26 protein-coding genes and 1 pseudogene are annotated in these 23,757 nt (G+C 70.5%); 8 read left to right on the top strand and 19 right to left on the bottom strand.

All coding sequences use genetic code 11. From position 1 onward, the window contains the following. The first annotated feature begins 19 nt into the window (after positions 1 to 19). From ACA361_RS27255 to ACA361_RS27240, 4 genes are all read left to right on the top strand, one after another. Positions 20 to 508: a hypothetical protein gene (locus tag ACA361_RS27255; RefSeq protein WP_375016390.1), complete on the top strand. Its 489-nt coding sequence runs from the start codon at positions 20 to 22 to the stop codon at positions 506 to 508. A 535-nt stretch (positions 509 to 1,043) separates the two neighbouring features. Beyond that, positions 1,044 to 2,042, top strand: coding sequence for an NAD(P)H-binding protein (locus tag ACA361_RS27250; RefSeq protein WP_375016387.1), 999 nt, complete (start codon positions 1,044 to 1,046; stop codon positions 2,040 to 2,042). A 139-nt stretch (positions 2,043 to 2,181) separates the two neighbouring features. Continuing rightward, positions 2,182 to 2,562, top strand: a complete 381-nt coding sequence (locus ACA361_RS27245) for a nuclear transport factor 2 family protein (protein WP_375016385.1) — start codon at positions 2,182 to 2,184, stop codon at positions 2,560 to 2,562. Positions 2,563 to 2,651: 89 nt separating this feature from the next. Beyond that, on the top strand, positions 2,652 to 3,647 hold the full coding sequence (locus ACA361_RS27240; RefSeq protein ID WP_375016383.1) for a sigma-70 family RNA polymerase sigma factor: 996 nt from the start codon (positions 2,652 to 2,654) through the stop codon (positions 3,645 to 3,647). Between the two features lie 114 nt (positions 3,648 to 3,761). Here the strand turns inward: ACA361_RS27240 and ACA361_RS27235 are convergent, their stop codons facing one another. Continuing rightward, positions 3,762 to 5,588 carry a protein kinase gene (locus ACA361_RS27235; protein WP_375016381.1) on the bottom strand — a complete coding sequence of 609 codons (1,827 nt, stop codon included), beginning with the start codon at positions 5,586 to 5,588 and terminating at the stop codon, positions 3,762 to 3,764. 671 nt (positions 5,589 to 6,259) lie between these two features. Between ACA361_RS27235 and ACA361_RS27230 the strand changes: the two are divergent. Beyond that, positions 6,260 to 6,393 (top strand): annotated as a pseudogene (locus ACA361_RS27230) (transposase); the annotation flags it as partial. Positions 6,394 to 6,650: 257 nt separating this feature from the next. On the opposite strand, the gene ACA361_RS27225 reads toward ACA361_RS27230, so the two are convergent. From ACA361_RS27225 to ACA361_RS27215, 3 genes are read right to left on the bottom strand one after another with little or no spacing between them, the layout of a single operon-like run. Continuing rightward, complete coding sequence (locus ACA361_RS27225; RefSeq protein WP_375016379.1) at positions 6,651 to 7,811, bottom strand: AAA family ATPase; 1,161 nt, start codon at positions 7,809 to 7,811, stop codon at positions 6,651 to 6,653. Next, on the bottom strand, positions 7,808 to 8,383 hold the full coding sequence (locus ACA361_RS27220) for an SNF2-related protein (RefSeq protein ID WP_375016377.1): 576 nt from the start codon (positions 8,381 to 8,383) through the stop codon (positions 7,808 to 7,810). Before ACA361_RS27220 ends, ACA361_RS27225 begins: the two co-directional genes overlap by 4 nt. Before the next feature lie 11 nt (positions 8,384 to 8,394). After that, positions 8,395 to 8,721, bottom strand: coding sequence for an ArsR/SmtB family transcription factor (locus ACA361_RS27215; protein WP_375016375.1), 327 nt, complete (start codon positions 8,719 to 8,721; stop codon positions 8,395 to 8,397). 123 nt (positions 8,722 to 8,844) lie between these two features. Here ACA361_RS27215 and ACA361_RS27210 point away from each other — a divergent pair, with 123 nt between their 5' ends. After that, a complete protein-coding gene (locus ACA361_RS27210; protein WP_375016373.1) occupies positions 8,845 to 10,098 on the top strand; it encodes an MFS transporter in 1,254 nt (417 codons plus the stop codon). Between the two features lie 143 nt (positions 10,099 to 10,241). Here the strand turns inward: ACA361_RS27210 and ACA361_RS27205 are convergent, their stop codons facing one another. From ACA361_RS27205 to ACA361_RS27175, 7 genes are all read right to left on the bottom strand, one after another. Next, the gene (locus tag ACA361_RS27205) at positions 10,242 to 11,390 is read right to left on the bottom strand and encodes an epoxide hydrolase family protein (protein ID WP_375016371.1); all 1,149 of its coding nucleotides are present in this window, start codon (positions 11,388 to 11,390) and stop codon (positions 10,242 to 10,244) included. Positions 11,391 to 11,553: 163 nt separating this feature from the next. Further along, positions 11,554 to 12,444 (bottom strand): alpha/beta fold hydrolase, encoded by an 891-nt coding sequence (locus tag ACA361_RS27200; RefSeq protein ID WP_375016369.1) that lies wholly within the window; start codon positions 12,442 to 12,444, stop codon positions 11,554 to 11,556. A 71-nt stretch (positions 12,445 to 12,515) separates the two neighbouring features. Next, a complete protein-coding gene (locus ACA361_RS27195) occupies positions 12,516 to 13,307 on the bottom strand; it encodes a GntR family transcriptional regulator (protein ID WP_375016367.1) in 792 nt (263 codons plus the stop codon). A gap of 16 nt (positions 13,308 to 13,323) precedes the next feature. Further along, positions 13,324 to 13,836 (bottom strand): cupin domain-containing protein, encoded by a 513-nt coding sequence (locus ACA361_RS27190; protein WP_375016365.1) that lies wholly within the window; start codon positions 13,834 to 13,836, stop codon positions 13,324 to 13,326. Next, positions 13,833 to 14,843: an adenosine deaminase gene (gene add, locus ACA361_RS27185; protein ID WP_375016363.1), complete on the bottom strand. Its 1,011-nt coding sequence runs from the start codon at positions 14,841 to 14,843 to the stop codon at positions 13,833 to 13,835. Before add ends, ACA361_RS27190 begins: the two co-directional genes overlap by 4 nt. A gap of 223 nt (positions 14,844 to 15,066) precedes the next feature. After that, a complete protein-coding gene (locus ACA361_RS27180; RefSeq protein ID WP_375016361.1) occupies positions 15,067 to 15,705 on the bottom strand; it encodes a LysE family translocator in 639 nt (212 codons plus the stop codon). A gap of 155 nt (positions 15,706 to 15,860) precedes the next feature. After that, positions 15,861 to 16,466: an NADPH-dependent FMN reductase gene (locus ACA361_RS27175; protein WP_375016359.1), complete on the bottom strand. Its 606-nt coding sequence runs from the start codon at positions 16,464 to 16,466 to the stop codon at positions 15,861 to 15,863. 193 nt (positions 16,467 to 16,659) lie between these two features. Between ACA361_RS27175 and ACA361_RS27170 the strand changes: the two genes are divergently transcribed. Further along, entirely contained in the window at positions 16,660 to 17,274 is a 615-nt protein-coding gene (locus ACA361_RS27170) for a TetR/AcrR family transcriptional regulator (RefSeq protein ID WP_375016356.1), read from the top strand. Between the two features lie 267 nt (positions 17,275 to 17,541). On the opposite strand, the gene ACA361_RS27165 is transcribed toward ACA361_RS27170, so the two are convergent. The 5 genes from ACA361_RS27165 to ACA361_RS27145 form a co-directional block, all read right to left on the bottom strand. After that, entirely contained in the window at positions 17,542 to 17,889 is a 348-nt protein-coding gene (locus ACA361_RS27165) for a DUF1330 domain-containing protein (protein WP_375016354.1), read from the bottom strand. A gap of 77 nt (positions 17,890 to 17,966) precedes the next feature. Further along, the gene (locus ACA361_RS27160; RefSeq protein WP_375016352.1) at positions 17,967 to 18,335 is read right to left on the bottom strand and encodes a nuclear transport factor 2 family protein; all 369 of its coding nucleotides are present in this window, start codon (positions 18,333 to 18,335) and stop codon (positions 17,967 to 17,969) included. Between the two features lie 292 nt (positions 18,336 to 18,627). After that, positions 18,628 to 19,254: a DJ-1/PfpI family protein gene (locus tag ACA361_RS27155; RefSeq protein WP_375016351.1), complete on the bottom strand. Its 627-nt coding sequence runs from the start codon at positions 19,252 to 19,254 to the stop codon at positions 18,628 to 18,630. 50 nt (positions 19,255 to 19,304) lie between these two features. Continuing rightward, the gene (locus ACA361_RS27150; protein ID WP_375016350.1) at positions 19,305 to 20,261 is read right to left on the bottom strand and encodes a GlxA family transcriptional regulator; all 957 of its coding nucleotides are present in this window, start codon (positions 20,259 to 20,261) and stop codon (positions 19,305 to 19,307) included. Positions 20,262 to 20,504: 243 nt separating this feature from the next. After that, the gene (locus ACA361_RS27145) at positions 20,505 to 20,855 is read right to left on the bottom strand and encodes a MerR family transcriptional regulator (protein WP_375016348.1); all 351 of its coding nucleotides are present in this window, start codon (positions 20,853 to 20,855) and stop codon (positions 20,505 to 20,507) included. A gap of 65 nt (positions 20,856 to 20,920) precedes the next feature. Here ACA361_RS27145 and ACA361_RS27140 point away from each other — a divergent pair, with 65 nt between their 5' ends. Next, positions 20,921 to 21,238 (top strand): putative quinol monooxygenase, encoded by a 318-nt coding sequence (locus ACA361_RS27140; protein WP_375016346.1) that lies wholly within the window; start codon positions 20,921 to 20,923, stop codon positions 21,236 to 21,238. A gap of 335 nt (positions 21,239 to 21,573) precedes the next feature. On the opposite strand, the gene ACA361_RS27135 is transcribed toward ACA361_RS27140, so the two are convergent. From ACA361_RS27135 to ACA361_RS27125, 3 genes are read right to left on the bottom strand one after another with little or no spacing between them, the layout of a single operon-like run. Next, positions 21,574 to 23,142 carry a multicopper oxidase family protein gene (locus ACA361_RS27135; RefSeq protein WP_375016344.1) on the bottom strand — a complete coding sequence of 523 codons (1,569 nt, stop codon included), beginning with the start codon at positions 23,140 to 23,142 and terminating at the stop codon, positions 21,574 to 21,576. After that, positions 23,139 to 23,510, bottom strand: coding sequence for a hypothetical protein (locus tag ACA361_RS27130; protein WP_375016342.1), 372 nt, complete (start codon positions 23,508 to 23,510; stop codon positions 23,139 to 23,141). Before ACA361_RS27130 ends, ACA361_RS27135 begins: the two co-directional genes overlap by 4 nt. Then, positions 23,510 to 23,752 carry a hypothetical protein gene (locus ACA361_RS27125; RefSeq protein WP_375016340.1) on the bottom strand — a complete coding sequence of 81 codons (243 nt, stop codon included), beginning with the start codon at positions 23,750 to 23,752 and terminating at the stop codon, positions 23,510 to 23,512. Before ACA361_RS27125 ends, ACA361_RS27130 begins: the two co-directional genes overlap by 1 nt. Positions 23,753 to 23,757: the final 5 nt, after the last annotated feature.

Genomic DNA, 23,757 nt, shown 5'->3' with positions numbered 1-23,757 from the left:
CACGACGAAAGGCCCTCTCGTGGCGGACTGGAAGACACGCAAGAGCCTCGGCGACCAACACGAACTCCGCGTCCTGACCGAACTACAACGGCATGGCTGGACCGTCCACCCTTGCGGCCAAGGCACCTACCCCGCCGCGATCCAACGCGCACTGCGCGCCTGCGACTCCGCATTGCGCCAGTTTCCCGACATGATCGCCGCCCGTGGTCCCGACGTCGTCGTCATCGACGCCAAGACCCGCTCGCGCCCCCACACCGGCCGCTACGCCATCTCCCGCACCTGCGTACGCGCCGGCCTCCAGTTCGTCGGCGCCAACGCACCCATCCCGCTCTACTACGTCCTAGGCGACATCTCCGACAACCTGACCGTCCTGACCCCCGCCGAAATCTCCGCCTACACCAAAACCGGCCACCTACACCCCAGCGGCGCCTACTACCTCATCGAAGCCCGCCACGCCCACCCTTTCGAAGCAGTTTTCGGAACCACCCCACAAGCGATGACAGCCTGAACCCGCAGCGCACCCGCGGCCAAGCGACGAACTCACGGCCGACACCATGGGCTTCACCGAAGCTCCTACCACACGGTACGGACGTCAACATCGACGCCGCCCGTGCGCGGCAATGGGAGCATTCCGGCGCGGATGAAGACACAAGACCGACCCGGTGTCTGCTCCCCGCGCAAACGGGGATGGCCCCGGCTACGGACGGTAACGAGCACGCCGGCGGGCCTGCTCCCCGCGCACGCGGGGGTGATTCCAAGGCCCGGGCCGACCGCAGCACGATGTCGATCTGCTCTTTGCGCACGCGGGGAAGCGGGGAAGCGGGGCCGGGCGCGTTCGGGTCCTCACCGATCCGGGCATGGCGCCGACGGGTTCCCCGTCACCGGCGAGATGTGCCGCCCGGCTCTCACCCATCTGCTTCGGCCACATCATCCTCCTCGGCCGCTACGCCTTCTCCCGCGCCGAGCTGCGCCCCTTCCACGACACCGCTCAGGAGTCTTAGAGCGGCGGCCGGTTGCCTGTATGTCTCGGCGATGAGTTCAGCATGGCCGCCGGATCCATTCATGTAGAGGATCCGAACGCTGGAGGACTGATGGACAACGCACGAACCTACGCTGTGACCGCAGCGACCGGCCACGTCGGCGGATACGCGGCGCATGGGCTCCTTCGAGCCGGTCACCATGTCCGCGTGATGGGCCGCGACCACGCGCGTCTGAAGGAGTTGGAGGCGGCCGGAGCCGATGTCCTCGTCGGTGACCTGGCCGACCAGGGCTATGTGGAGGACGTGTTCGCCGACGTCGACGGCGCCCTGCTGATCGTCCCGCCGCGTCCTGCCGCACCGGACTTTCCCCGCTACCAGCGTAGGATCGCCCGGGTCTACGCCTCGGCCGCCGAGCGGACCGGGCTGCGACATGCGGCGTTCATCAGCACGAAGGGGGCCGACGACGGTCGCGTGGGCGGCCTGATCGCCGGGCACGCCGCCATCGAATCCATCTTCAACCAGGTGGATGGCCTCAATGTGGTGCATGTCCAGCCGCCGAGTTTCTTCGAGATCCTTTATTACTTCCTGGGGCCGCTGCGGGAGCGGGCTGTTCTCAGCTCGCCCCTCGGCACCGACGCCATTCTTCAGCTGGTCAGCGCACGCGACGTGGCGGCCGTTGCCGTACGCCTGCTTGGGGATCTGCATTTTCGCGGGGTCAGCGCCGCACCGGTCCATCCCATCCGGCCCATGACCATGCGGGAGATCGCCACGTTGCTCGGCGAGCACCTCGACCGGCCCGTAGGGGTGGAGCAGACATCCGCCGAGGCCGACATCGCGGACCTCATGGCGGCGGGCACCGGCCGTAGCTTCGCGACGCTGCTCAACCAGACCTGGGCGATGGCCACCGCGCTGGGTGAGGCACCGCAGGAAGAATCTCCGCCCGCGGCTCAGGCGGCGTACCGCATCGAAGACTTCATCCGCGACGAGCTAGTGCCGGCCCTTCGCTCGTCGCGGCCGATATCTGACTATTCAACCGCGACCCGCCCGCGGCGCGCCGCCTGAGGCGTCCACATCCGTGCTCCGGTCGAAACCGACGATGAGTTTCGGCCGGTCGCCGGATCAGTAAAGGCGGGATGTCGTACGCCACGCCGGGGCCGGCCGGCGGCGTGATTGAGCGTTGGAGAAACACGGAGGAGTGTTCATGGCAGAGCGCGGAACAGCCGTCGACGTCGCGACGGTGTTCATCAAGGCATTCGGAACCGGTGACATGGCCACGGTCACGGAATGCCTGGCCGAGGACGTGGTGTTCCAAAGCCCCCGAGTCCGACTCGAAGGCGCCGAAGCGGTGACGGCCGCGATCGGGCGGTTCGCTCAAGTCGTCACGGGCGTGGACATCATCGCAGCGCTGGGTGACGCCGAGCAGGCGATGGTGGTCTACAACATGAGAACCGGACCGTTCGGCACGTTGCGCACCGTCGATCACCTGGTTGTCCGAGACGGCAAGATCGTCTCCGATGTGGTGGTGTTCGACACCTATGAGATGCGCAAGGCGGAGGAGACGCAGGCGTCAGCCGCCGGGTGAGCTCCTTCCGGGGTGTTCCGCGCCGCAAGCTCGGGGGCGCGGAACACCAACCCAACGATCCGCCGCTGCGGAGGCGGACGGGAGTCGATGTGACACAGCCAGCGGGGCCTGGCGAGGAGTTCACTCGCCTGACCGACCCGTACCGCGACGAACTGCTGAAACTGTGCTACCGCATGGTGGGTTCCGTGCATGACGCGGAAGACATCGTGCAGGAGACCTACCTGCGCGCCTGGCGCTCCTACGGGACGTTCGCCGGCCGGTCCTCGCTGCGGACGTGGCTGTACCGAATCGCGACCAACGCTTGCCTCCGCGCCGCAGAGCAGGCCAGCCGCCGCCCACTGCCGTCCGACCTTAGCGGGCCCGCCAACGACCCTGCGGCACCGGCCGAACCGCGCTGGGACATGCCGTGGTTGCAGCCGTTCCCCGCCCGCGTTCCCGACGAGGCGCGAGACCCGGCCGAGGTGATAGCTGATCGAGCGTCCCTGCGCCTGGCGCTGATAGCCGCCCTACAGGTACTGCCGCCCAGACAGCGTGCGGTGCTGATCCTGCGCGATGTGCTGATGTGGCGCGCCGCCGAGGTCGCCGAGCTGCTCGACACCACCGTCGCGTCCGTGAACAGCCTGCTGCAGCGTGCCAGGACACAACTCAACGGCCTCCCCCGGCCTGATCTGAAGCTCGCGGAACCCACCGAAGACCGTCAGCGCGAGCTGCTGCGGCGCTACGTCACCGCGTTCGAAAAGGCCGACATCGACGCGCTGACGCAGACGCTGGCGCAAGAGGCGACCTTCGAAATGCCGCCGATCCCCACCTGGTTCGCGGGCCGGGAAGCCATCGCCCGCTTCCTGGCCCCCCGCCTGCCGGCACCCGGGCAGGCACGGTTCGTCCGCGTCGGCGCGAACGGCCAACCCGGCGTAGCGATCTACCTCGCGACCCGGCACGGTGACTGGCGCGCCCACGCGCTCCACGTGCTTGCCGTTTCCCCGGCCGGAATAGAGCGCCTCGTCGCGTTCATGGACAGCAGCGTCTTCTCCCTGTTCGGCCTACCACAGATCGCCCCGGCGATCGGCCAGGCGGTACGCCCATGACGGCTGGAGTGGGGGTTGCTGGAGGCGGCCGTTCGGTACGCCTGGCACGGAGCGCACGCCGTCGGCCCTGCCGACCTCGTCCGCGCCACGCCGTACCAGCGGGAAGGGGCCATCTCACACCCGGAATGTCGTGATCGCGGTGCGGAAGGGCGACTGGTCGATCTCGTCGTTGTAGCTTTCCAGCCGGTAGTCGATGACGATCTTCCATTCCCCTTCGCTGCCGCTGTAGTACATCTCCTGCTTGCCCCGGACATGGTTGTCGTCGTCGCGAAAGATCATGGTGAGGACCTTGGCCGCTCGTCCGTTCACCGTCGCATCGCCAACGTGGATCTTGGGGTCGTGCACACCGCGCGCGGACCCGAAGAACCGTGTCCAGTACCTGGCGCGGGCGGCGGCCCCTTTCGGCGCGTCCGAGGAGTCCTCGTGACTGCATACGAAGATCTGGATGATCTGGGTCTTCTGCTGCCCGGGGGGCGCCTTGAACATGTAGCGATAGCCGTCGAGCTGGTCGGCGAGGTAGCCGGACGGGACGGCCAGCCGCGCCGCGAAGGCCCTCCCCACCACATATCCGGGCGGGATGGACGCCCTCACCGACCGCTTCGGTGAGGCGGAGCGGGGCTTGGGCGTGGTCGGCGTGGACCTCGGCGCGGGAGGCGTGGCCGTGGTCGTCACCGCCCTGGTCGGGCCGGCCGTCGCCGCCTGGTCCGGTTGATTCGCCTGCGACTCCGGCCAGAAGGTGGTGGCGACCGCACCGGCCGTCGCGAGCAGGGCCACCGCCGCAGAGACGGAAACCGGGATCAGCCACTTGCGGCGGGAGGGTCCGCCGCTCCTTGCGTGTCGGCGCGCGCCCGCGGGCGGCACGGAGTCCCCGGTCGACGGCGGGCTCACGGCCGCCTGACGGGCGGACGACCGGTCCCCGGGTGTGTTCATGGCGGCCCGCCGGGGCTTGGCCGCTCCGGCATCGGCCGTGTCCGGGATGGTCGGGCCGGCGTCCGCCCGCGGCGGCTGGGGGGCTTGTGGCGTCTCGGATCTGGGCGGTGTCACGGGGTCCCGCGCCGTGGACGCGGCGTCGGGTGCCGTCAGCGAGCGCTCGGTGACCATCTCGATGACGGGCGTGGGGAGCCAATCGTCATTCCCGGCGTCCGCGCTCAGGCGTTCGATCAGTTCCGCCACGTCCGGACGGTCTGCCGGTTCCTTGGCGAGGCATTCGGTGACCAGGCCGCGCAGCGGGTGCGGAAGGCCGGTCAGGTCGGGTTCCCGGTGCAGGATCCGGTAGACCGCCGCCGCGATCGAGTTCGCGGCGAACGGGCTGCGTCCGGTGGCCGCGAACGCCAGCACCGCGCCCAAGGAGAAGACGTCGCTGGCCGGGCCGAGCCCATCGTCTCCGCGCGCCTGTTCGGGAGACATGTACGCGGGCGTGCCGATCACCGCGCCCGACGCCGTCAGCGTGGACGCGTCCGCCAGGTGCGCGATGCCGAAGTCCAGGATGCGCGGTCCGTCGGCGGCGATGAGGACGTTGCCCGGCTTGAGATCGCGGTGCACCAGCCCGCACGCGTGCACTGCCGACAGCCCCTCGGCGATCCCCGCGCCGAGGGTCAGCACGCTCGCGGCAGGCAACGGCCCGTGCTCGTTCACCGCGTCTCGCAGGGACGGGCCCGGGACGTAGGCGCTGACGATCCACGGCGATTCCGCCTCGGCGTCCACGTCCACCACCTGCGCAGTGTGGAACCCACCGACCCGGCGTGCCGCCTCCACCTCACGCCGGAACCGGGCGCGGAAGGTGGACCCGGCCACGACCCACGGATGGATCACCTTGACCGCGACCGGGCGCCCGCCGGGAGAGCGACCCAGGTAGACCTGGCCCATGGCACCGCTGCCAAGCTGTCCGAGCAGGCGATATCGACCGATCATCCGAGGATCGGAGCGGCGCAGCGGTTCCATGATCACTGTCCCCCTGGCAGGCCGATGAGCGACGCGGTATCCGGAGTTCGCGAACGAGCGCCCGCAGGCCTGATCATTTCATGAGGCCACCGCATTCATCGCAATAGTCACGGAAAGCCGCGTTGGGCGGCCCGATCGCCCCGCATGCTCAAGCGCGCGGCACGCCATCAGGAAACAGCGGCGGCCTGTCGGGTGCCGAGAACTGTTTCACTGCGCTCGACCTGGGCCCCAAGCCGCAAGGGGCACTCGGCGCCGCCCGTTGGTTGGCACGCCCGCCTGGTCGACGGACGACGCGTCGCCGGCTGGCGCGAAGCACCCAACGAATTCCCTTCGCCCACCCGGCACGTTTCAGTGACGGCAGAAACAGCGTTCTACCAGCAAGACTTTCAGACTTGAAGATACCGGCCCACCGATCCCTCCTCGTTCGACTCTGTCCCGAACGACAGATTCTCCCTGGCCGTTCGGTGAGAGCAGTGAGCAATCGGGCTCCTGGCATCTTGCGTCGGTCTTCTCGCCGCGCACGGTGCCGTCCAGTGGAGGCTCTGACTCTGTGGCGAACCTGCCCAGGGTTCTGCCCGTCGTAGCCGATTGAGCACCGACCTGATCAGTGATGGGAGAGGGTCGAAGGCCGCCTGGCCGCAGCCCGGAACCAGAACCAGCAAGGCATCGGCCCGCGAGAACGCCTCAACAAGGAGATCCGGCGGCGCGCCGACGTGGTCGGCATCTTCCTGACCGGAACGCGACCGTCCGGCTGGTCGGCGCGGTTCTGATGAAGCAGACCGACGAATGGATCGAAGCTCGCCGCTTGACCTGCGGAAATATGACACGCGGAGACGTGCTCATACATCACTCCGCTGGACGTGACCAGCCCGCGATTTGGAGCACCGGCTTCACCGCGCCTTATGTACGACGTTCCCGACCCAGACGATTCGGGTTTGAGGGCTATGCGGCGTCGTCGGCCTGGCGCTCAGGTGCGGAACGGGAAGACCCGGCCCGGCATCGCGGATCCGGCCATGATCGCCGCGAGCCGCGAGCCGCGGGCCCTTGCCCCGTACCCAGTGGTCAGCGCTTCGGCCAGTGCCAGGGCGGCTCGTCGAGGAGACCCTGCCCCTCGACGGCCGTCGCACCGCTCTGTTTGACCAGCCCGGTCGTGGCGAGGGTGTCCGGTGCGTAAGCCAGCTCCTTTTCCAGGCCGGAGGCCAGGTGCCCGGCGTGGGTCACCACGAGGATCTGGGTGTGGTCGGCGGCGGTGGCGATCAGCTCGGCCAGCGGCCGCAGCAGCTCAGGGTGCAGGCTGGTCTCGGGTTCGTTGAGCACCAGCAGTGCCGGCGGTCGCGGGGTGAGCAGTGCCGCGATCCACAGCAGGTAGCGCAGCGTGCCGTCCGACAGTTCCGCGGCGCTCAGCGGACGCAGCAGGCCGGGCTGGCGCAGTACCGGCTCGAACCGTCCGCCGTGTTCGGTGATCTCGACGCGGCTGCCGGGGAAGGCGCGGTCGACGGCCGCGTCCAGCGCCGCGTCGTCGCCGATCTCCCGGATGGTCTGGAGCGCGGCCGCCAGGTCCGAGCCGTCACCGCTCAGCACCGGCGTCCGGGTGCCGATCCGGGCGGACCGCGCGGGCGCGTCGGCGTCGGTACGGACGTGGTCGTAGAAACGCCAGGACCGGATGTGCTCGCGCAACGTCATCAGCTCGGCGGCATGCTGCGGGTCGGCCAGCTCGCTGAGCATGCTGTCGTAGGGCCGCAGCCGGTGCGGTACCCGATGCCAGCCCCCGTCCTCGGTACGGATGCGTACCGCGCTCCCCGCGCGTTCGGCCAGCAGCGTCGCCGGACGCAGCACCGGCCCCGCCCAGGACGCCTCCGCCTTGATCTCGGGGTCACGGACGAACATCGAGCCGGTGATGTTCGGCAGCCCGAAGTCGATCGCGTAGCCGAACTCGTCCCCCGCGAAGCCGAGCCGGAGACCGGCAGGCCCCCCACCTGGCGCGCCGTCGCGCTGAGAAAACGTCGCCTGCTCCGGGCCGGCCCACAGCGTCGACGCCAGCCCGCCCTCGCCTGCCAGCGCCGCCACGGCGCCGTTGCGCGCGGCATCCGCCAGGACGCGCAGCGCCCGGTACAGGCTCGACTTCCCCGTGCCGTTCGCCCCGGTCACCACGGTCACGCGCCGCAACGGCACCACCAGACGGCGCAAGGATCGGTAGTTCTCAACGGCCAAAGCGGTGATCATCCAGGCAGGCTACCCACCGACGTCACTCCCCCGTCCCGACCGTGCCACGCCAGAACGCGCCAGGACCTTCGGTGGTCGCCCCCATGCGCAAGGCAGGACGTTCTCGCCGCTTTCACTTCTTGTCGGGGACTTGGCCACCGCCAGCAGACTCCCCGCCGAGCCACGCAGCCACGCCAATGCCCCAAGACGGCCTGCGGGTCCGGGAACCGCCACGGTCGGCGATGCGGTTCTCCCGGCATCGCAGCCGGGTTCTTGACGTAGTGAGCCTCGTCCACGACAACACGGCCGAGGTCCCCGGCCGCGCGGGCGTGACTCTCGAACCAGCCGAGCGTTTCGTAGGTGGTGACCGCGACCCCGCCGTCGCGGGTCCAGTTCCGTGTCGCGGCCTCGCGGCCAGGCCCATGGACCCGATGGGGTTGAAGCGTTGACTTCGAGGCGACTTCGCGGACCCAGGTGGTCACCACGGCCGCCGGGCAGACGACGATCGAGTGGTGGCGGCCGTTGGCGCGCAGGTGGGCGAGCACGGCGAGCGCCTCGACGGTCTTCTTCTTCGTTGCAGGAAGGTCGTCCAACGGCCTGACGCCTATGACGATGCGATCAAATCCAGCAGGCCCGGGAAGCGGGTTTCGAGGTCGTCGATGCGGACCTCGCTGCGGCGTTCCAGGCCGTACTGGCGCTGCCGCAGGACGCCGGCCTCGCGCAGGGCCTTGAAGTGGTGAGTCAGCGACGACTTCGGGCGGTCGAAGCCGAACCAGCCGCAGGAGTGGTCGAACTCCTCGCGCTCCAGCAGGAGCCTGCGGACGATGGTCATCCGCAGCGGCCCGCTGAGCGCGCCGAACACCGTCTCCAGCCGGAGGTCCTCGACGGCCGGTTCCGGCAGCGGCTCGGGCAGGCCGGGCGGTTCAGGCATTCTCCTGATCTCCGCTCGCGTGGTGCCCGCCGTCGTCGCCATGCCGGATCCCCTCCCTTGTACGAACTTCATCGTACTACATGTTAAGTTCGAAAAAATTCGTACTGAAGCGACGGAGGCCCCATGCCGCACACCCGCACCGCCCGCGCCCTGCAGGACGCCCCCGAGGAGGCCGCGCCCGCGCACGTCCCCACCCACCTGGTCTGGCTCGCCGCCTGGCCCGTCTCCGCCGTGTTCGTGCTGTCGAACGCCGCCACCCCGCTCTACGTGCTCTGGCAGCGAGACATCGGCTTCTCCAAGGGCACGCTCACCGTCGTCTTCGCCTTTTACATCGTCGGGCTGCTCGGCTCCCTGCTGGTGTCCGGCGTGCTCTCCGATCGGTTCGGCCGCCGCCCCGTCCTGCTGCCCGCGCTCGCCCTGGCCCTCGCCGCCTGCGGCGTCTTCGCGACCGCCGCCACCGTCACCGCGCTGATCGTCGCCCGGCTGCTGACCGGCATCGCGGTCGGCGCCGTCGTCTCCGCCGGGATGGCCGCCGTCACCGACGTCGCCGGACCGTCCCGCCGCCGCCTCGCGGCGCTCCTCGCCTCGTCGGCGATGGTCTTCGGCGCCGGACTCGGGCCGTTCCTGTCCGGCGTCCTGTCCGAGACGCTGCCCGCCCCGACCGCCACCGTGTTCGCCGTGGAGGCCGTGCTGCTGGTCACGGCGGCGCTCGCCGTCCTGCGGCTGCCGCTGCCGCGCCCGGCCGGGCCCGCGGCGCGGGCCTGGATCCGGGTGCCCCGCGTCCCGCGTGGAAGCGTGATGCGGCTCGTCCTCGGGATCGCGGTGTTCGCGCCCGGCATCACCGCGACGTCGTTCGTGCTGTCGCTCGGCCCGTCACTGCTGTCCGGACTGCTCGGCACCGGCAACCGGATCATCGCCGGCGGCATGGCGTTCGTGATGTTCGCCGCCGCGACCGGCGTGCAGTTCGCCGTCCAGCGGCTGCCGCGGCGCACCGTCCTGCTGGCGGGCGCCGCCACCACGACCGCCGCGATGGCCGCGCTGGTCACCGCCGTGCACGGCGCGTCGGTCGGCGCACTCGCCGCGTCCGCCGTCCTTGCCGGCGCCGGGCAGGGCCTGGGGCAGCTCGGCGGGCTGTCGCTGCTGAACTCCGCCGTCCCGCCGCGCCGCCTCGCCGAGGCCAACGCCGCGTTCAACATCGGAGGCTACGTCCCGGCCGGCCTGCTGCCAGTCACCGCCGGCTACCTCAGCGACGCCGTGGGCCTGACGGCCGGCGCCACCCTCTTCGCCACCGCGCTGGGCGCTCTCGCCGTGGCCGGCGCCCTCGTGGTGGTGGCGGGCCGCCGCCACGCCGGCGAACGCCTGCCCTCCCACGTCTAGGGCGTGTTTGGGGCGGCGCGTCCTGACCGGCAAGTGGCGAGGTCTCCGGTGAGTGGTTTATCGACCAGGAAGAACCGACACCGGAGACCTCCCGCGCCTGCACCCCTTCGTCTCCGTTCCGGGGAAATGGCGGGACCGTGGTGTCAGGCGGCGCGCAGCCCGTTGAAGAACGTGCGGATGTCTGCGGTGACCTCGCCGGGGGCCTCCATCGCGGCGAAGTGACCTGCCTTGGGGAACTCGCTCCAGTGGACGATGTTGGTGTTGTCGCGTGCGGCCAGGGACCTGATGGTCTGGAAGTCGTCGGCGAAGACCGCGACGCCCGTGGGGGCGGTGTTCACCGCGGGTTCGGCGTCCGCGCGGGCCTCTTCGTAGTAGTACCGGCTGGCGGTGGCCTGGGTGTTGGTGAACCAGTACAGGGATACCTGGAGCAGGATCTGGTCGATGGTGACGAGGCTGGTGCCGTTGCCGAAGGAGTTGAGCAGTTCGCTGTAGGCGAGCTGCCCGACGGGCGAGTCGGCGATCGCCGCGCCGATGGTCTGGGGCCGGGCGGCGTTCATGGCGTTGTAGCCGCCGACCGACTGGAACCACTGCATGTGCTCCAGCGCGGCGTGTTCCTTGGGGCCGAACCCGTCGAACTCGGCGGGGTCGCCGGAGGGGAAGGAGAACAGCTGCAGCACGTGCATGCCGAGGAATCCAGGCGGGTTGCGCAGGCCCAGTTCACGGCAGAGCATCGCGCCCATGTCGCTGCCGTGCGCGCCGTAGGAGTGGTAGCCCAGGCGGCGCATCAGGGTGTCGAAGACGCCGGCGACCCTGGCCTGGGTCCAGCCGCCGCCGTTGACCGGGGTGCTGAAGCCGAAGCCGGGGATCGACGGGACGACCACCGAGAACGCGTCCTCGGCCTGGCCGCCGTGGGCGACGGGGTCGGTGAGCGGGCCGATCATGTCGAGGAAGTCGGCGAACGAGCCGGGATAGGTGTGCAGCAACAGCAGCGGCGTGGCGTCCGCCTCCGGCGACGGCACGTGGACGAAGTGGATCCGCTGGCCGTCGATCTCGGTGAGGTAGTGCGGGAACGCGTTGATCCGCGCCTCTGCCGCGCGCCAGTCAAAGGAGGTGCGCCAGTACTCGACGGTCTCACGCAGGTAGCCGTTGGGGGTGCCCAGCGTCCAGTCGTCGCTCGCCGCGGGCCGGGGCAGCCGGGTGCGAGCCAGCCGCGCGCGCAGGTCGTCCAGCTCGGCCTGCTCGATCGCGACGGTGAAGGGACGGATCTCGGTGGACTGCCGCGTGTTCGTCATGTCCCTCACACTAGAGGGCGAATAGGCAGACCCCATTCCTATATGTCCCGGATGCTGAAGCAGTGTTGGACGTCCGCGCGCCGCAGCCGCAGTGCGGTCCCGCAGCCCCGCCCTGCGCTCGTCCTCGTTGTGGTCAGCTGCGTGTCAGGACGGTCCAGAGACCTCACCCTTGTGCGGGCGGATCGAGGTTGAGGCCGTCGAGGAAGATTCCCATCGCATCGGCGAGTTCGGCGGGTGCTTCCTCGGCCATGTGATGGCCGGAGTCGATGGGGTGGCCGCGCAGATCGGGCGCCCATGCGCGCCAGATCTCCCGGGGGTCGCCGTACAGGTCCTCCAGATCGTCCTTTTGTGACCACAGCACGAGCGTGGGGCACTGGACGCGGCGTCCCGCCGCGCGATCGGCCTCGTCGTGGCGCCGGTCGATGCCGAGTCCCGCCCGGTAGTCCTCCAGCATCCCGTGGACGGTCTCCGGGTCGTGCAGCGCGTTCTGCAGGTCGGCCCACGCCTCGGGGGCCATGTGCTCGTCCGTCGCGGTGTACCAGACGTCCGGGTCGGCGTTGATGATCCGCTCGGCGGGCTTGTCGGACTGCCCGAAGAAGAACCAGTGCCACCAAGCGGCCGCGAACCGGGCATCGCAGCGCTCCAGGTGCTCGACGACGGGCAGGCCGTCCATCGCCACCAGCGCGGTGACCTTCTCCGGGTGGTCCATCGCCGTCCGGAACGCCGCGAGGGCGCCCCGGTCGTGGCCGGCCACCGCGAACCGGTCATGTCCGAGCGTGCGCATGAGCGCGACGAAGTCGCGGGCCATCGCGCGTTTGGAGTACGGGGTGTGCTCGGCGTCCGTCACAGGCTTTGACGACTGTCCATATCCCCGCAGGTCCGGGCAGACCACGGTGTAGCGTTCGGCCAGGAGGGGCGCGACCTTGTGCCAGGTCGCGTGCGTCCGCGGATGCCCGTGCAAGAGCAGCACAGCCGCGCCCGCGCCGCCGTGCCGGACACGCAGCTCGGCCTCGCCGACATCGACACGATCCAGCGTGAACCCTTCGAAGAACATGGCCGCGCAATACCCGCAAACCCACCGGAGAACCAACGCCACGCGAGGTGGCCGCCCACGCCACCGGCCGGTCAGTGCTCGGCCAGGGCGATGTCGTGTCCGGCTGCCGGGTGGTCCGGGGTGGCGCGGGTCAGGTGCAGGCCGATGCCGTAACCGGTGATGACCGTCAGGGTGTAGGCGTCGTTGGGGACGCCGCCGGCGTCGTAAGCGACGCCGGTGATGGCCAGGGCCGGGTCGCCGGGGGACGCGCCGCAGCGTTCGGCGTCGGTGGCGTCCAGGACGGCGGGTTCCAGGCGCTGAAGGCTCTCGGTGACCCGGCTGCCGGCCAGCGCCAGCGCGTCCACGATGGTCGGGCTGGCGGCGAGCACCTCGGCGGTGATGCGGTCGGCCACCGGCCGGGGGACGATGTCGGTCGCGATCCCGTAGGGCTCGCCGTCGCGCAGCCGGGTGGCGCGGTACCGGACCACGGGTGCGCCCACCGGGATCTTCAGGCGTGCGGCCAGGTCCCGGTCGGCCGGGAGGTCCTCCTGGGTGCGCCCGAGTTCGCGGACGTGGTGGGCCTCGTTGTCCAGGTCGTCCAGGAACCCGGTGTAGACCGGTCCCGACCGCGGGGACAGCGGCTCGATGGGGAGCCGGTCGGCGACGTAGCTTCCCGAGCCGCGGCGGCTGGTGACATAGCCGGCCTCGCGGAGTTCGCCCAGCGCCTGGCGGATGGTGCTGCGGCTGGCCGCCATGGCCGCGGCGAGGTCGTCCTCGCTGGGCAGCCGCTGGCCGGGGGTGTAGTGCCCGGCCAGGATCCGGCTCTTGAGCGACATCGCGATGCGGACGTACAGCGGGCGGTCGGGTCTGGCCGGGCGGGTCATCCCCCGAACTTACCGGTCACAGGCCAGGCGGCATGGCCAGCTCGCCGCCGGGCCGGGTGAGCGCGGTGATGCGCTCGGCGGCGTCCGGCCAGCCGGCGGTCAGCTCGGCACGCTCGCCGCCCTCGTACAGGCCGCTGTGGAACCCGGGGGCCAGGGTGTTGCCGAACAGCGCGAAGCGTCCGCCCGGGGCCAGCGACGCCCCGAACCAGTACCCGGCGGGGACGACGAACTGGACGTGCTGCCCGCCCAGCACGTCCTGCCCCAGCCGGGGCGTCGAGTGCGTCCCGTCGGGGTGCAGCAGCAGCAGGTCGACGGGGTCGCCGAGGTAGAAGTGCCAGATCTCGTCGACCGGCAGCCGGTGCATCGCGGAGAAGGAGTCCGGGTCGTCGGTCAGCGCGGCGTAGGTCGCGGTGCCGGCCGGGGCGCCGCCCGGGTCGCTGCGCCAGGTCTGGACGAACAGCCCGCCTTCGACCGGCAGGGGACCCAGGCCGAGCCGGGTGATGATGGCGTCGGGGTCGAGGTGGTTCATGGGGTGATCTCCTTGAGTTCGCGGCGGATGGCGGTCTTCGTCGCGGCGGGGGCGTAGCAGGCGTCCAGTGCGGCCGCCTGGGTGTCCAGCAGTGCCCGGCGGTCGAGGCCGTGCAGGTCGTGGGCGGCGCGCAGCTCGTCGTTCAGCGTGGTCTGGAAGTAGGCCGGATCGTCGGTGTTGATCGTCACCACCAGCCCCGCACGGACGAGTTCGCCCAGCATGTGGCTCTGCCGGTCCGGGACGAGCTTGAGCGCGACGTTGGAGGTGGGCGACACCTCCAACGGGATCCGCCGCTCGGCCAGGTACGCGACCAGGGCGGGATCGTCCAGGCAGCGGATGCCGTGCCCGATCCGGTCGGCGCGCAGCGCCCGGAGCGCGCCCCAGACGCTGTCGGCGCCAGCGGTCTCCCCGGCGTGCGGCAGCGCGGCCAGCCCGTTGGCCTTGGCCTTGGCGAACGAGGAGGCGAACGGCTCGGGCGGGAAGCCGTGCTCGATTCCGCCCAGCCCCAGCCCGACCACCCCTTCGGGGGCCGTTCGGCCGAGCAGGAAGTCCACGGTGAAATGGGACTGCGGGTCCTCGCTCTCCCGGGAGATGTCGCAGATCCAGCCGATCTGCACCACGTGCTCGTCTCGGGCACGCCGCCGTCCCTCGTCGAGGCCGGCCGCGTAGTCCTCCAGCGCGACGCCGCGCCGGTGGTGCTGGAGCGGGGTGGTGGTGACCTCCGCGTACCGGACGTTCTGCGCCGCCAGCTCGGCGGCGAGCGCGGCGGTCGCGTCGGCGAAGTCCTCGGCGTCGCGCAGCACGTCCAGCCCGGCCAGAAACAGCCAGGCGAAGTCGTCGAAGCTGTCGAACCTGTACAGGTCGCCCAGCTCTTCCGCGCTCGCCGCACCCAGCGCGACGTCGTGCCGTTGCGCCAGCGAGAAGAGCGTCGCCGGCCGCAGTGAGCCCTCCAGATGCAGGTGCAACTCCACCTTGGGCAGCCCTTGGATCCAGTCCTCGATGTTCATCGGCCTCCAATCTGTATGGCCAACCATACAGCTTAATCTGTATGCCTGGCCATGCAGATTCGGAGCGTGGTCGAGCTCGAAGGACGGCCCCGCCATCCCGGGAAGCGACCGTTCACTTGGTGGCTCACAGTCCCCAGAGCAGGACGAGGCGGTCGAGGAAGACCGCCTCGCCAGGGAAAGGCATCAGCGGGCGCCGCCGCTGGTCGCGATGGATCGTCCGGAGTCAGTCCCGCACAGCCAGCGCGACGCCCAGGCCGATCAGTCCTGCGCCCGACAGCCCGGCGATGCCCTGCCGGAAACGCGGACGACGCAGCAGGATCTCGATCCGGGCCAGGAGCAATAGCACCAGCGCGTACCAGACCAGGGCCAGGAACCAGAAGAGTGCGGCCAGCAGGGTGTGCTCCACTGCCGGGGCCAGGCCCGGCAGGGTGAACTGCGGGAAGAGCGACAGGTAGAAGGCCGCCACCTTGGGGTTCAGGAGGTTGCTGATCAGCCCCTGCCGGAAGGAGACCCGCGCGCTGCGTGGTGCGGGATCGGCCTGGCGGCGCGGCTGAGCGTCCGCGGCACCGGTTCGGCGCAGGTGGACGAAGTCAGACAGGGCCCGAATCCCGAGGTAGACGAGGTAGACGGCACCCGCGACACGGAGGGCCGCATAGCCGAGTTCCGAGGCGGTCAGCAGGGCCGTGAGGCCGGCCACCGCGGCCGCCGCCAGCAGCGCGTTGCCCAGCATGATCCCCGTCACGGTGGCCATGCCCGCGCGCCGCCCCGCACGGGCCGTGTTGGCCAGCAGCAGGGCCAGGTCCGGGCCCGGCACCACGATGATGACCAAGGATACGACGGCAAAGGCGACCAGTTCCGACATGGATTCCTTTCCTTCAGGGGTAAGCGGCGCGCGGGCTGAGGGCAGGCACCGCTCCCTGCGGTCTCGCCCGCACGCACTGGGAAACGGGATCGGCAAGGTACACGTTCGGTCGGAGCACCCTCCACGACCTCCCGGTACGAACTGGTCAACAAGGATCAGGCGTTCTGGGGAGCAGCCTCGGCCGGGACCGCGGTCCTCAGGCGGGCGGCCTCCAGAAGCAGCGCGTCCAGCACGGCCAGGACCTGCTTCTGCCGGGACTCGCGCGGTGTGAACACAGAGAAGTTCTCGAAGTCCGCGGGGAGGGCCAGTTCGACGGTCGGCTCCACCCCGCGCACCTTCAGGTCGCCCAGGACGTCTCGCAGGTGGGCGACCGCCCGCGTCCCGCCCTCCATGCCGTAGCCGACGAAGCCTGCGGCTTTGCCGCCCCACTCCGCGCCCAGGTAGTCGATGGCGTTCTTGAGTACGCCGGGGACGGAGGCGTTGTATTCCGGGGTCACGAAGACGAACGCGTCGAAGGAGGCGATCTTCTCCGCCCAGGCTTGGGTGTGCGGCCTGGAGTACTCACCGGTGAGCGCCGGCATGGGCTCGTCGAGGTGAGGCAGGCCGAAGTCGGCGATGTCCACGACCTCGTAGACCGCGTCCTCCCTGCCAGCGGCGATGGCGTGCACCCAGCGGGCGACGGTGTCGGCCTTGCGGCCCGGACGTGTGGTGCCAACGATGATCGCGACCTTGAGCGGGGTCTGCTGGGCCGATGCGGTCATGGTGGTACTGCCCTTTCAAGCGAGTGTCGGTCATTTTGCGGGGGCTGCCCGGGTGTCGTTCGGTGGCGCGAGCGGCCGGTCAGCAGGGCGGCCGTCTCAAGGCCGGCGCGTCATCGTGGCGCGTCTCTCGCATCATTTAGGGTAACACTGTGTCTTTCGGAATACAGCTTGTCAAGTGAAGTAGCATGCTGCCATGGCAACCCGGAAGTACGAGCAGCGCCTGCGCGCCGAGGCGGCACAGGAGACCCGGCGCCGGATCCTCGACGCGGTCTACGACCAGCTTCGGACCACGCCGTCCAAGCCGGTCAGCATCGACCGGATCGCTCAGGCGGCGAAGGTGGCGCGCCCCACCGTGTACCTGGTCTTCGGTTCGCGTGCCGGCCTATTCGACGCCGTCGGGGCGGACCTGCTGCAGCGCGGCGGGTTCGAGTCCATGATCGAGAAGTCGGACCATCCTGACGCTCGCGAAGGCCTGCGGGGCGGCATCCGCGGCGTGGTCGAGATGTACGCCGCGAACCGGGACGTGCTCCGTGTGCTGTCCTCCATGGCGACGCTCGACTCGGCCGCCGTCGGCGGGGCGATCGAACGGCTCGAACAGGGCCGTGCGGCCGGCATGGCGCACCTGGCCGAGCGCCTGGACGAGCAGGGCGTGCTGCGCCCGGACACCACCGTCGACCGGGCCGCCGACGCGCTGTGGCTGCTGACCGGCTTCGACAGCTTCGACCTGCTGTACACCGGCCGCAGTGCCTCCGTCGACCATGTCGTCGACATCCTGGTGACGACCGCCGAGCGCAGCCTGTGCCGGTGACCCAGCGGGCTGACGCATTGAAGCTCGGCACTTCGCGGATGGGTGGCCGGCCGGGCAACCGGGTCGGCGGGTGGCCAGGTCCCGGCGACGTGGCGCCGGTACGCCGCGGCCGCGCCGTCAGGCCATGGACCCGCCCCGGGAGGGTTCGAGAGGAAACCCGTCCACCCGCCTGAAGGCGCAGCGGCTTCGATCAGAAGCCTTGGAGACCGGCGCCGCTCAGTCGGCCGTGATGAGCAGGTTGCGCAGCCCGCCTGCCCCGCCTGCGAGCTACCCGGCGGCCATCGACTCCCGCATGGCCTTGGCGGTGGCGGCCGGGTCGTAGCCGTCGGGGACGCCCTCGACCATGATGATGTCGCCCTCGATGTGCCGCGAGCGCAGCGGCGCGATCTCCTGGTACTCGGGCGAGTCCCACCAGGCCCGCGCCTCGGCGATCCCGGGGAAGCCGATCATCACGACGCTGCCGGGCCAGTGGCCCTCCTTCACCTCGTGCGGCGTGACGTGCACGAGGAAGCGGCCGCCGTACGGCTCGAAGGTGGTGGGCATGCGCTCGATGTACTCGGCGATCTCCGGGTGCGGGGCGGCGTCCCGCAGCTTCCCGATGACGTACGCGGTCATGGTTCCTCCTGTATTCCAAGGGATCGTATTCCAGGGACGGTGGGGGGCAGACGGACGGTCCGCCCCCCCGGGGACGTTCAGACTCCGGTCGGCACCTTGTCCAGGAAGCCGAGCACCTGCCGGATCCGCCCGTCGTCGCCGACCACCGCCACATCGAAGCCGACCACGACCGGCTCGCCGCCCTCGGGCCCCAGGTGCCAGGTGAAGCGCGCGATGTCATGGTGGGCGTCCACGGGCCCGCCGAGACTGAACACCAGCCCGCCGAACTGCGCCTGGACGGCCGCGATCGTGGCGTCCAGACCGTCCCTGCCCTGCACCGAGACCAGCGGGTCGGTGTACACCGCGTCCTCGGCGAAGACCTCCGCCAGGACCGCCTGCCGCGCGGCGGCGCCGGTCTCGTTCCACGCGGCGAGGTAGCGCTCGACCAGGTCGTTCATGTCACTCATGTCCGTCTCCCCAGTAGCCGTGCTCTTTTGTGCTTTCACCCAAACCGAAGGCAGCCCTGGACGCCCCTGGCGCCCTCGGTGACCTGCCGCGGAGCACCGCGCCCCTTCTCGACCGGCGGCTGATCCACCTCACCCCGACGGACACGACCAGCAGACCTGCCAAGCCGGGTGCTGCGACTGCGGGCCGCCGTCGCAACGCCTGGACCAAACCAGCCCGGCCGGGCGCGGTGCGTTCCGGATACGGAACGCGTCCTCGACCCTGTGTTCGCCGTTGGCGTCTTGTGGTGTCGTTCTACACGCCCGTCAACAGGGCCTTCGCCGTGGCGACCGTTTCGGGTGCGGCCTTGTCCGGGGAGCCGCTGTCGAACGGCGGCCGGGGATCGTATTCGAGGGCGAGCTGGATCGTCTTGGCCGTCGGTTCACCCCACAGGTCGGCGGCGAGGGTCAGGGCCATGTCGATGCCGGCCGAGACCCCGGCGCAGGTGATCACGTCCTGGTCGACGACCACCCGTTCGGTCCGGACGATCGCGCCGTATGCGGCGAGGTCGTCCCGCGCCGCCCAGTGGGTGGTCGCGGGCCGCCCGTTCAGGAGCCCCGCCTTGGCCAGCAGCGTGGAGCCCGTGCAGACCGATACGGTGCGTTCGGCCGTCGGGCAGGTGGCGGCCAGCCAGGCGATGAGGGTCTCGTCCTCCAGAGCCCTGCCCCAGCGTGAGCTGCCGGGCACGATGACGAGCTCGGGGCTGGGCACCTCCTCGAAGCCGACGTCGGCATGGAGTGTGAGCCCGTTGTCGCAGCTGATCCCGCCGGCTTTAGCGGCAGCGAAACAGGGACGCACCTGTGGATGACCGGCCAGCACCTCGTAGGGGCCGATGATGTCGAGAGCGGTCATCTGGTCATAAAGAACGAAGACCACATTCATCAGGAGATCTCCTCGTCGTCGGTATGAGCGCCTGGCGGCCCGCGGTGCGGTCAGAGCACTGCGGTGGTGCCGGTGAAGCGGTCACGGTAGGCACGGGGTGGGATGCCGATCTCCCTGATGAAGGCCCGGCGCATGTTCTCGGCGGTTCCGAAGCCGCACCGTCGGGCGATGCCGTCCACTGCGTCACGGCCGGTCTCCAGCATGACCCGGGCCGCCTCGACGCGGGCGCGCTCCACATACCGGCCAGGAGTCATGCCGACCTGACGGGTGAACAGGCGGCTGACGTGACGCTCGCTCACCGAGAGCCGCTCGGCCAGCGCCGCGACCGAGTGATCGGCCCCAGGGTCGGCGGCGATCTCCGCGAGCAGCCGACGGAGCGTCCCGCCCTCCGGCGCGCGGGACCGCGACCAGTGGCTGAACTGCGACTGCCCGCCCGGTCTCTGCAGGAACACCACCAGCCACCTGGCCACCCGGCGAGCCACGTCCGGTCCGTGATCCTCCTCGATCAGCGCGAGCGCCAGATCCAGCCCGGAGGTGACCCCGGCGGCGGTGCCGATGTTCCCGTCGCGGACGAAGATCGCATCCGGTTCCATGGTCACCGCCGGGTAGGCCGCGGCCAGCTCGGCGCAGTACGCCCAGTGCGTCGTGGCCCGCCGCCCGTCCAGCAGCCCGGTCTCGGCCAGCACGAACGCCCCCGTGCACACCGAGACGGTCCGGCGGGCCCGGGCGGACAACCGCCGCACCCGGTCGACCAGCTCACGATCGCCGGCCGCGTCGGCGTAGCCCCAGCCGCCCGCCACGAGCAGCGTGTCCAGCGGCCTCTCCACATCCGCCAGGTCGGTCTCGACCCCCAGACGCACGCCGGACGACGTGACCACATCCCGACCGCCGAGCGAGGCCAGCCGCACCAGGTACGACCCCGGCACGGCCCGAGCCGCTCCGTCGAACGCCTCCACCGGGCCCGTCACGTCGAGCAGTTGGACACCGTCATAGACCACCACCAGCACCTCAGCGCCGTTCATGGATCAAGCATGAACCGGCCGATGCAATGTCTGCAATGACAGGTATCCCACCGATACGGACCTCATGAGAGCGACAACGCGCGCCAACTGGTCGCGCAGGTCCGAGCGGGCGCGCCCTTCAAAGCGGCAGGCGTTCGCACCGCCGTAAACGGAACCATGCTCGGCCGTCCACCGGCGGGGTCGTATCTGGGTTCCCGGCCGGGAACTGGGCCGCAGGACGGGGTCCGCCTAATACGAGCTGAGCGGGGGTGCGGAGGCGATGAGAGCCGTCACGGTGGTGCGGGCCTTGGCCAGGTCGGCCATGCGGGCCTCCAGATCGGCCAGGTGGCCGGTCAGGTGGTCCTGGACGCAGGGCTGCAGGGCGTCGCCGTCGAAGCAGGGCATCAGGTCACGGATCGTCCGCGTGGGAAAGCCCGCGGACAGCAGGCGGCGGATGCGGGCGACGGTGGCGGGGGCGTCCGGGGCGTAGACGCGATGGCCGCCTTCCGTGCGTTCAGAGGCGAGAAGTCCCTGGGACTCGTAGTAGCGCAGCAGACGGACGGCGACGCCCGTCTCGCGGGACAGCCGGCCGATCTTCATGTGACCCACGCCACCGCGATCAAGAGTTGAAACTGACACCGATGTCACGTCCTAACCTCAGTCGCATGACAACTACGGCAGTACAAGCACCGGTTTCGCTCTATGGATTCCTCACCCCCAAGTCCGGCCACGCAGATGAGCTGCGGAGGCTGCTGGTCGATCTCGTCGAACCCTCGCGCGCGCACGAAGGCAACCTGGAGTACCACCTGCACGAGCAGGAGGACGGGCGGTTCTTCCTGTACGAGGTGTGGCGCTCCCAGGAGGACCTGGACCGGCACAACGCCACGGACGTGCTGAAGGCGTTCATGAAGGCCGTGCCCGAGCACCTGGAAGCGGCGCCGGAGGCCTATTTCGGGACGATGAGGAGCCGCTACCCCAGGTGAGCGCCCATCGCCGCCCACCAGCCTCGGCGCAGGCCCCCTCCACCGGAGCTGCTCCCCGCGTACGCGGGGATGGTTACGTAACGATGCCCGCCGACCTTGTCGGCTCGGTCTGCGCAGCGGCCGGGCGCAAGTACCGGGAAGTCTGCCCATGACCAACGCCACGATGGCCGCGGCCGCCGCGGTCCGTGCCGACTCAACGAGAATCCCGGGCGGGGATGGTCCCCGGAGCTCGCGGTTTCCCTCTGAAGGGCAGTCGACGGCCGCCCGGTGAAGATCGCGCCGCCCCGGACATCGAACTGTCCGCCTACGGGAGGCCCAGTGCGGGACTCTCCGAGCTATCCGACCTGGAGGGTGGCCATCATGGCCATGTCCTCGTGTTCGAGGTTGTGGCAGTGGGCGAGGTAGCGGCCTCGGTAGGCGTCGAAGCGGACGGCGAGGTGGAGTTCGGCGCCCGGGGCCATCTCCACGGTGTCCTTCCACCCCGCGTCGTAGGGGCCGGGACCGGCGGAGCCTCGGCCGAGGACTTGGAAGAACGCGCCGTGAAGGTGGAAGGGATGGCGTTCGACGCTGAGGATCGTCCAGCGTTCGGTGACGCCGAAGGCCGGTCGCAGGTGGGGAGTCGCCGGGTCGAAGGGCTTGCCGTTGATCTGCCACTGGGAGCCGTTGCGGGAGAAGACGAGTTGCCTGCGCGCTCCGTCGGGCATGAGCGCGGGGATGTCGGACAGCCGATCGGGGATTCTCGAGTCGTCGGTCGCCTTACGGACGACCTGGAAGCGCATGATCTTTCCGGCGCCGCCGGTGTCGGCGAGGTTGACGAGGGTGACGGCGGAACCGACCGGGTAGCGGGAGAAGTCGACGACGACGTCGAAACGTTCGGCCGGTGACATTCGCAGGGTGGTGTGGCGGACGGGCGTTGCCAGGAGGCCGCCGTCCCCGCCGATCTGCGTGAGAACGCTGTCGGCCGGGCCGTCGAGGCGGAGTTCGTACCTGCGGGCGTTCGAGCCGTTGACGAGGCGGAGCCGGTAGCGGGCGGCGTCGACTTCCAGGTAGGGCCAGGGCGTGCCGTTGACGAGGATGACGTCGCCTCGGGCACCGCCCATGATGGATTCGTCCATGCCGGGGGCGCCGAGCAGGCTGGCGTCGGTGGCGGGGTAGGCGAGCTGCCCGTCCGCGTCGAAGGCCCGGTCGCAGATGAGCAGGGGGATCTCGCGGTCGCCACGCGGCAGCGGGAGCGCGTCCTCTCGGTCGTCGCGGACGACGCACAGGCCGGCGAGGCCCTTCCAGACCTGGGCTCCGGTGAAGTCCATGCGGTGGTCGTGGTACCAGAGGGTGGCGGCGCGCTGCCGCATGGGGAAGGCGTAGGTGCGCTGGTGGACGCTGACCTGGGCGTGCGGGTCATGCATCGCGGCGTGGCCGCCGTGCCCGGCGTGGCCGCCGTGCGCCGTGTGGCCGGAGGCGAGGTGGGCGAGACCGCGGGGGTAGAGCAGGTCGGTGGGGAAGCCGTCCTGCGACGGCGGGGTGATCCCGCCGTGCAGGTGGGTGGCGGCGGGGACGGGCAGCAGGTTGGTCTGGCGGATGATCAGCGGGGTGCCGGAGCGGGCTTCCAGGTAGGTGCCGGGAAAGGTTCCGTCGTACCCCCAGATGGTGGTGGAGTAGCCGGGCAGGATCTCGGCGGCGCTCTCCTTGAGGGTCATGTCGTAGTGGTCGCCGTCGGCTCCGGAGCGGGCGGGCTTGGCGGGGACGGGGATCGGCAGGGGCAGCGTGTACGGCTGGGGCAGCCGTGCGGCGCTGGTGAGGGTTCCGGGCCCGACCGTCCCGCCGTTGCCCGCGCAGGCGGTGAGCGCGGCGGGGGCCAGGGCGAGGCCGGCGAGCTTGAACAGGTCGCGGCGGGTGGGGCCGGTCATGCGGAGTTCTCCTGGGTGGGCGGGGCGGCGAAGAGGAGCGGCAGCGTGGCGGTCACGGCGGCGAACAGGCCGACGCCCAGCGGGATGTGCAGCCACATGCGGTGATCCATGCCGGCGGTCAGCTGGACGATCTCCAGGACGAAGATCGCGGCCGTGAGCGGCAGGACCCGCGGCCCGACGAGGCGTCTGCGGCGGGCGACGGCGGTCATGACGGTCAGGGCGAGCGCGATCGTGGAGACGATGGCGGCGTTGTCTCCGTGGCTGCCGATGGCGTTGTCGCGGCCGGACAGGAACATGCCCGCGAGGATCGGCTGGAGGGCGAACGCGAGGGCGTGGCCGATGGCGGTGACGCGCAGGGCGATGAGCATCAGCGGGCTCCGGTCGGGCTCGGGTCGCGGCGGGCGGTGAGCTTGGCGGCGGCCAGGGAGCCGAGCCTGCCCCACACGCCGAAGGCGGCGGAGGCGGTCAGGGCCTTGAGACCTTCCCTGGCGTGGGCGGTCGTGGTGGCGCCCCGGAGGGCCAGGACGCCGATCCAGTCGGTGATCACGCTGGCGACGATGGTGAGGGCGGCGGCCACGTGGACGGCCAGGAGGATCCCGTTGAGGGGCATCGGAT

Origin of the sequence: Actinomadura sp. 21ATH, from assembly GCF_041951345.1 — a bacterium.
Classification (GTDB): Bacteria; Actinomycetota; Actinomycetes; order Streptosporangiales; family Streptosporangiaceae; genus Spirillospora.
Note: the sequence above shows the minus strand (reverse complement) of the source record. Positions and strands in the feature narration are given on the sequence as shown.

What these genes read in the sequence shown, in the direction of transcription:
- ACA361_RS27250 (WP_375016387.1), top strand. Translation starts at nt 1,044, where the DNA reads ATGGCCGCCGGATCCATTCATGTAGAGGATCCGAACGCTGGAGGACTG.
- ACA361_RS27245 (WP_375016385.1), top strand. Translation starts at nt 2,182, where the DNA reads ATGGCAGAGCGCGGAACAGCCGTCGACGTCGCGACGGTGTTCATCAAG.
- ACA361_RS27235 (WP_375016381.1), bottom strand. Translation starts at nt 5,588, where the DNA reads ATGGAACCGCTGCGCCGCTCCGATCCTCGGATGATCGGTCGATATCGC.
- ACA361_RS27225 (WP_375016379.1), bottom strand. Translation starts at nt 7,811, where the DNA reads ATGATCACCGCTTTGGCCGTTGAGAACTACCGATCCTTGCGCCGTCTG.
- ACA361_RS27215 (WP_375016375.1), bottom strand. Translation starts at nt 8,721, where the DNA reads ATGCCTGAACCGCCCGGCCTGCCCGAGCCGCTGCCGGAACCGGCCGTC.
- ACA361_RS27210 (WP_375016373.1), top strand. Translation starts at nt 8,845, where the DNA reads ATGCCGCACACCCGCACCGCCCGCGCCCTGCAGGACGCCCCCGAGGAG.
- ACA361_RS27205 (WP_375016371.1), bottom strand. Translation starts at nt 11,390, where the DNA reads ATGACGAACACGCGGCAGTCCACCGAGATCCGTCCCTTCACCGTCGCG.
- ACA361_RS27200 (WP_375016369.1), bottom strand. Translation starts at nt 12,444, where the DNA reads ATGTTCTTCGAAGGGTTCACGCTGGATCGTGTCGATGTCGGCGAGGCC.
- ACA361_RS27195 (WP_375016367.1), bottom strand. Translation starts at nt 13,307, where the DNA reads ATGACCCGCCCGGCCAGACCCGACCGCCCGCTGTACGTCCGCATCGCG.
- ACA361_RS27190 (WP_375016365.1), bottom strand. Translation starts at nt 13,836, where the DNA reads ATGAACCACCTCGACCCCGACGCCATCATCACCCGGCTCGGCCTGGGT.
- add (WP_375016363.1), bottom strand. Translation starts at nt 14,843, where the DNA reads ATGAACATCGAGGACTGGATCCAAGGGCTGCCCAAGGTGGAGTTGCAC.
- ACA361_RS27180 (WP_375016361.1), bottom strand. Translation starts at nt 15,705, where the DNA reads ATGTCGGAACTGGTCGCCTTTGCCGTCGTATCCTTGGTCATCATCGTG.
- ACA361_RS27175 (WP_375016359.1), bottom strand. Translation starts at nt 16,466, where the DNA reads ATGACCGCATCGGCCCAGCAGACCCCGCTCAAGGTCGCGATCATCGTT.
- ACA361_RS27170 (WP_375016356.1), top strand. Translation starts at nt 16,660, where the DNA reads ATGGCAACCCGGAAGTACGAGCAGCGCCTGCGCGCCGAGGCGGCACAG.
- ACA361_RS27165 (WP_375016354.1), bottom strand. Translation starts at nt 17,889, where the DNA reads ATGACCGCGTACGTCATCGGGAAGCTGCGGGACGCCGCCCCGCACCCG.
- ACA361_RS27160 (WP_375016352.1), bottom strand. Translation starts at nt 18,335, where the DNA reads ATGAGTGACATGAACGACCTGGTCGAGCGCTACCTCGCCGCGTGGAAC.
- ACA361_RS27155 (WP_375016351.1), bottom strand. Translation starts at nt 19,254, where the DNA reads ATGAATGTGGTCTTCGTTCTTTATGACCAGATGACCGCTCTCGACATC.
- ACA361_RS27145 (WP_375016348.1), bottom strand. Translation starts at nt 20,855, where the DNA reads ATGAAGATCGGCCGGCTGTCCCGCGAGACGGGCGTCGCCGTCCGTCTG.
- ACA361_RS27140 (WP_375016346.1), top strand. Translation starts at nt 20,921, where the DNA reads ATGACAACTACGGCAGTACAAGCACCGGTTTCGCTCTATGGATTCCTC.
- ACA361_RS27135 (WP_375016344.1), bottom strand. Translation starts at nt 23,142, where the DNA reads ATGACCGGCCCCACCCGCCGCGACCTGTTCAAGCTCGCCGGCCTCGCC.
- ACA361_RS27130 (WP_375016342.1), bottom strand. Translation starts at nt 23,510, where the DNA reads ATGCTCATCGCCCTGCGCGTCACCGCCATCGGCCACGCCCTCGCGTTC.
- ACA361_RS27125 (WP_375016340.1), bottom strand. Translation starts at nt 23,752, where the DNA reads ATGCCCCTCAACGGGATCCTCCTGGCCGTCCACGTGGCCGCCGCCCTC.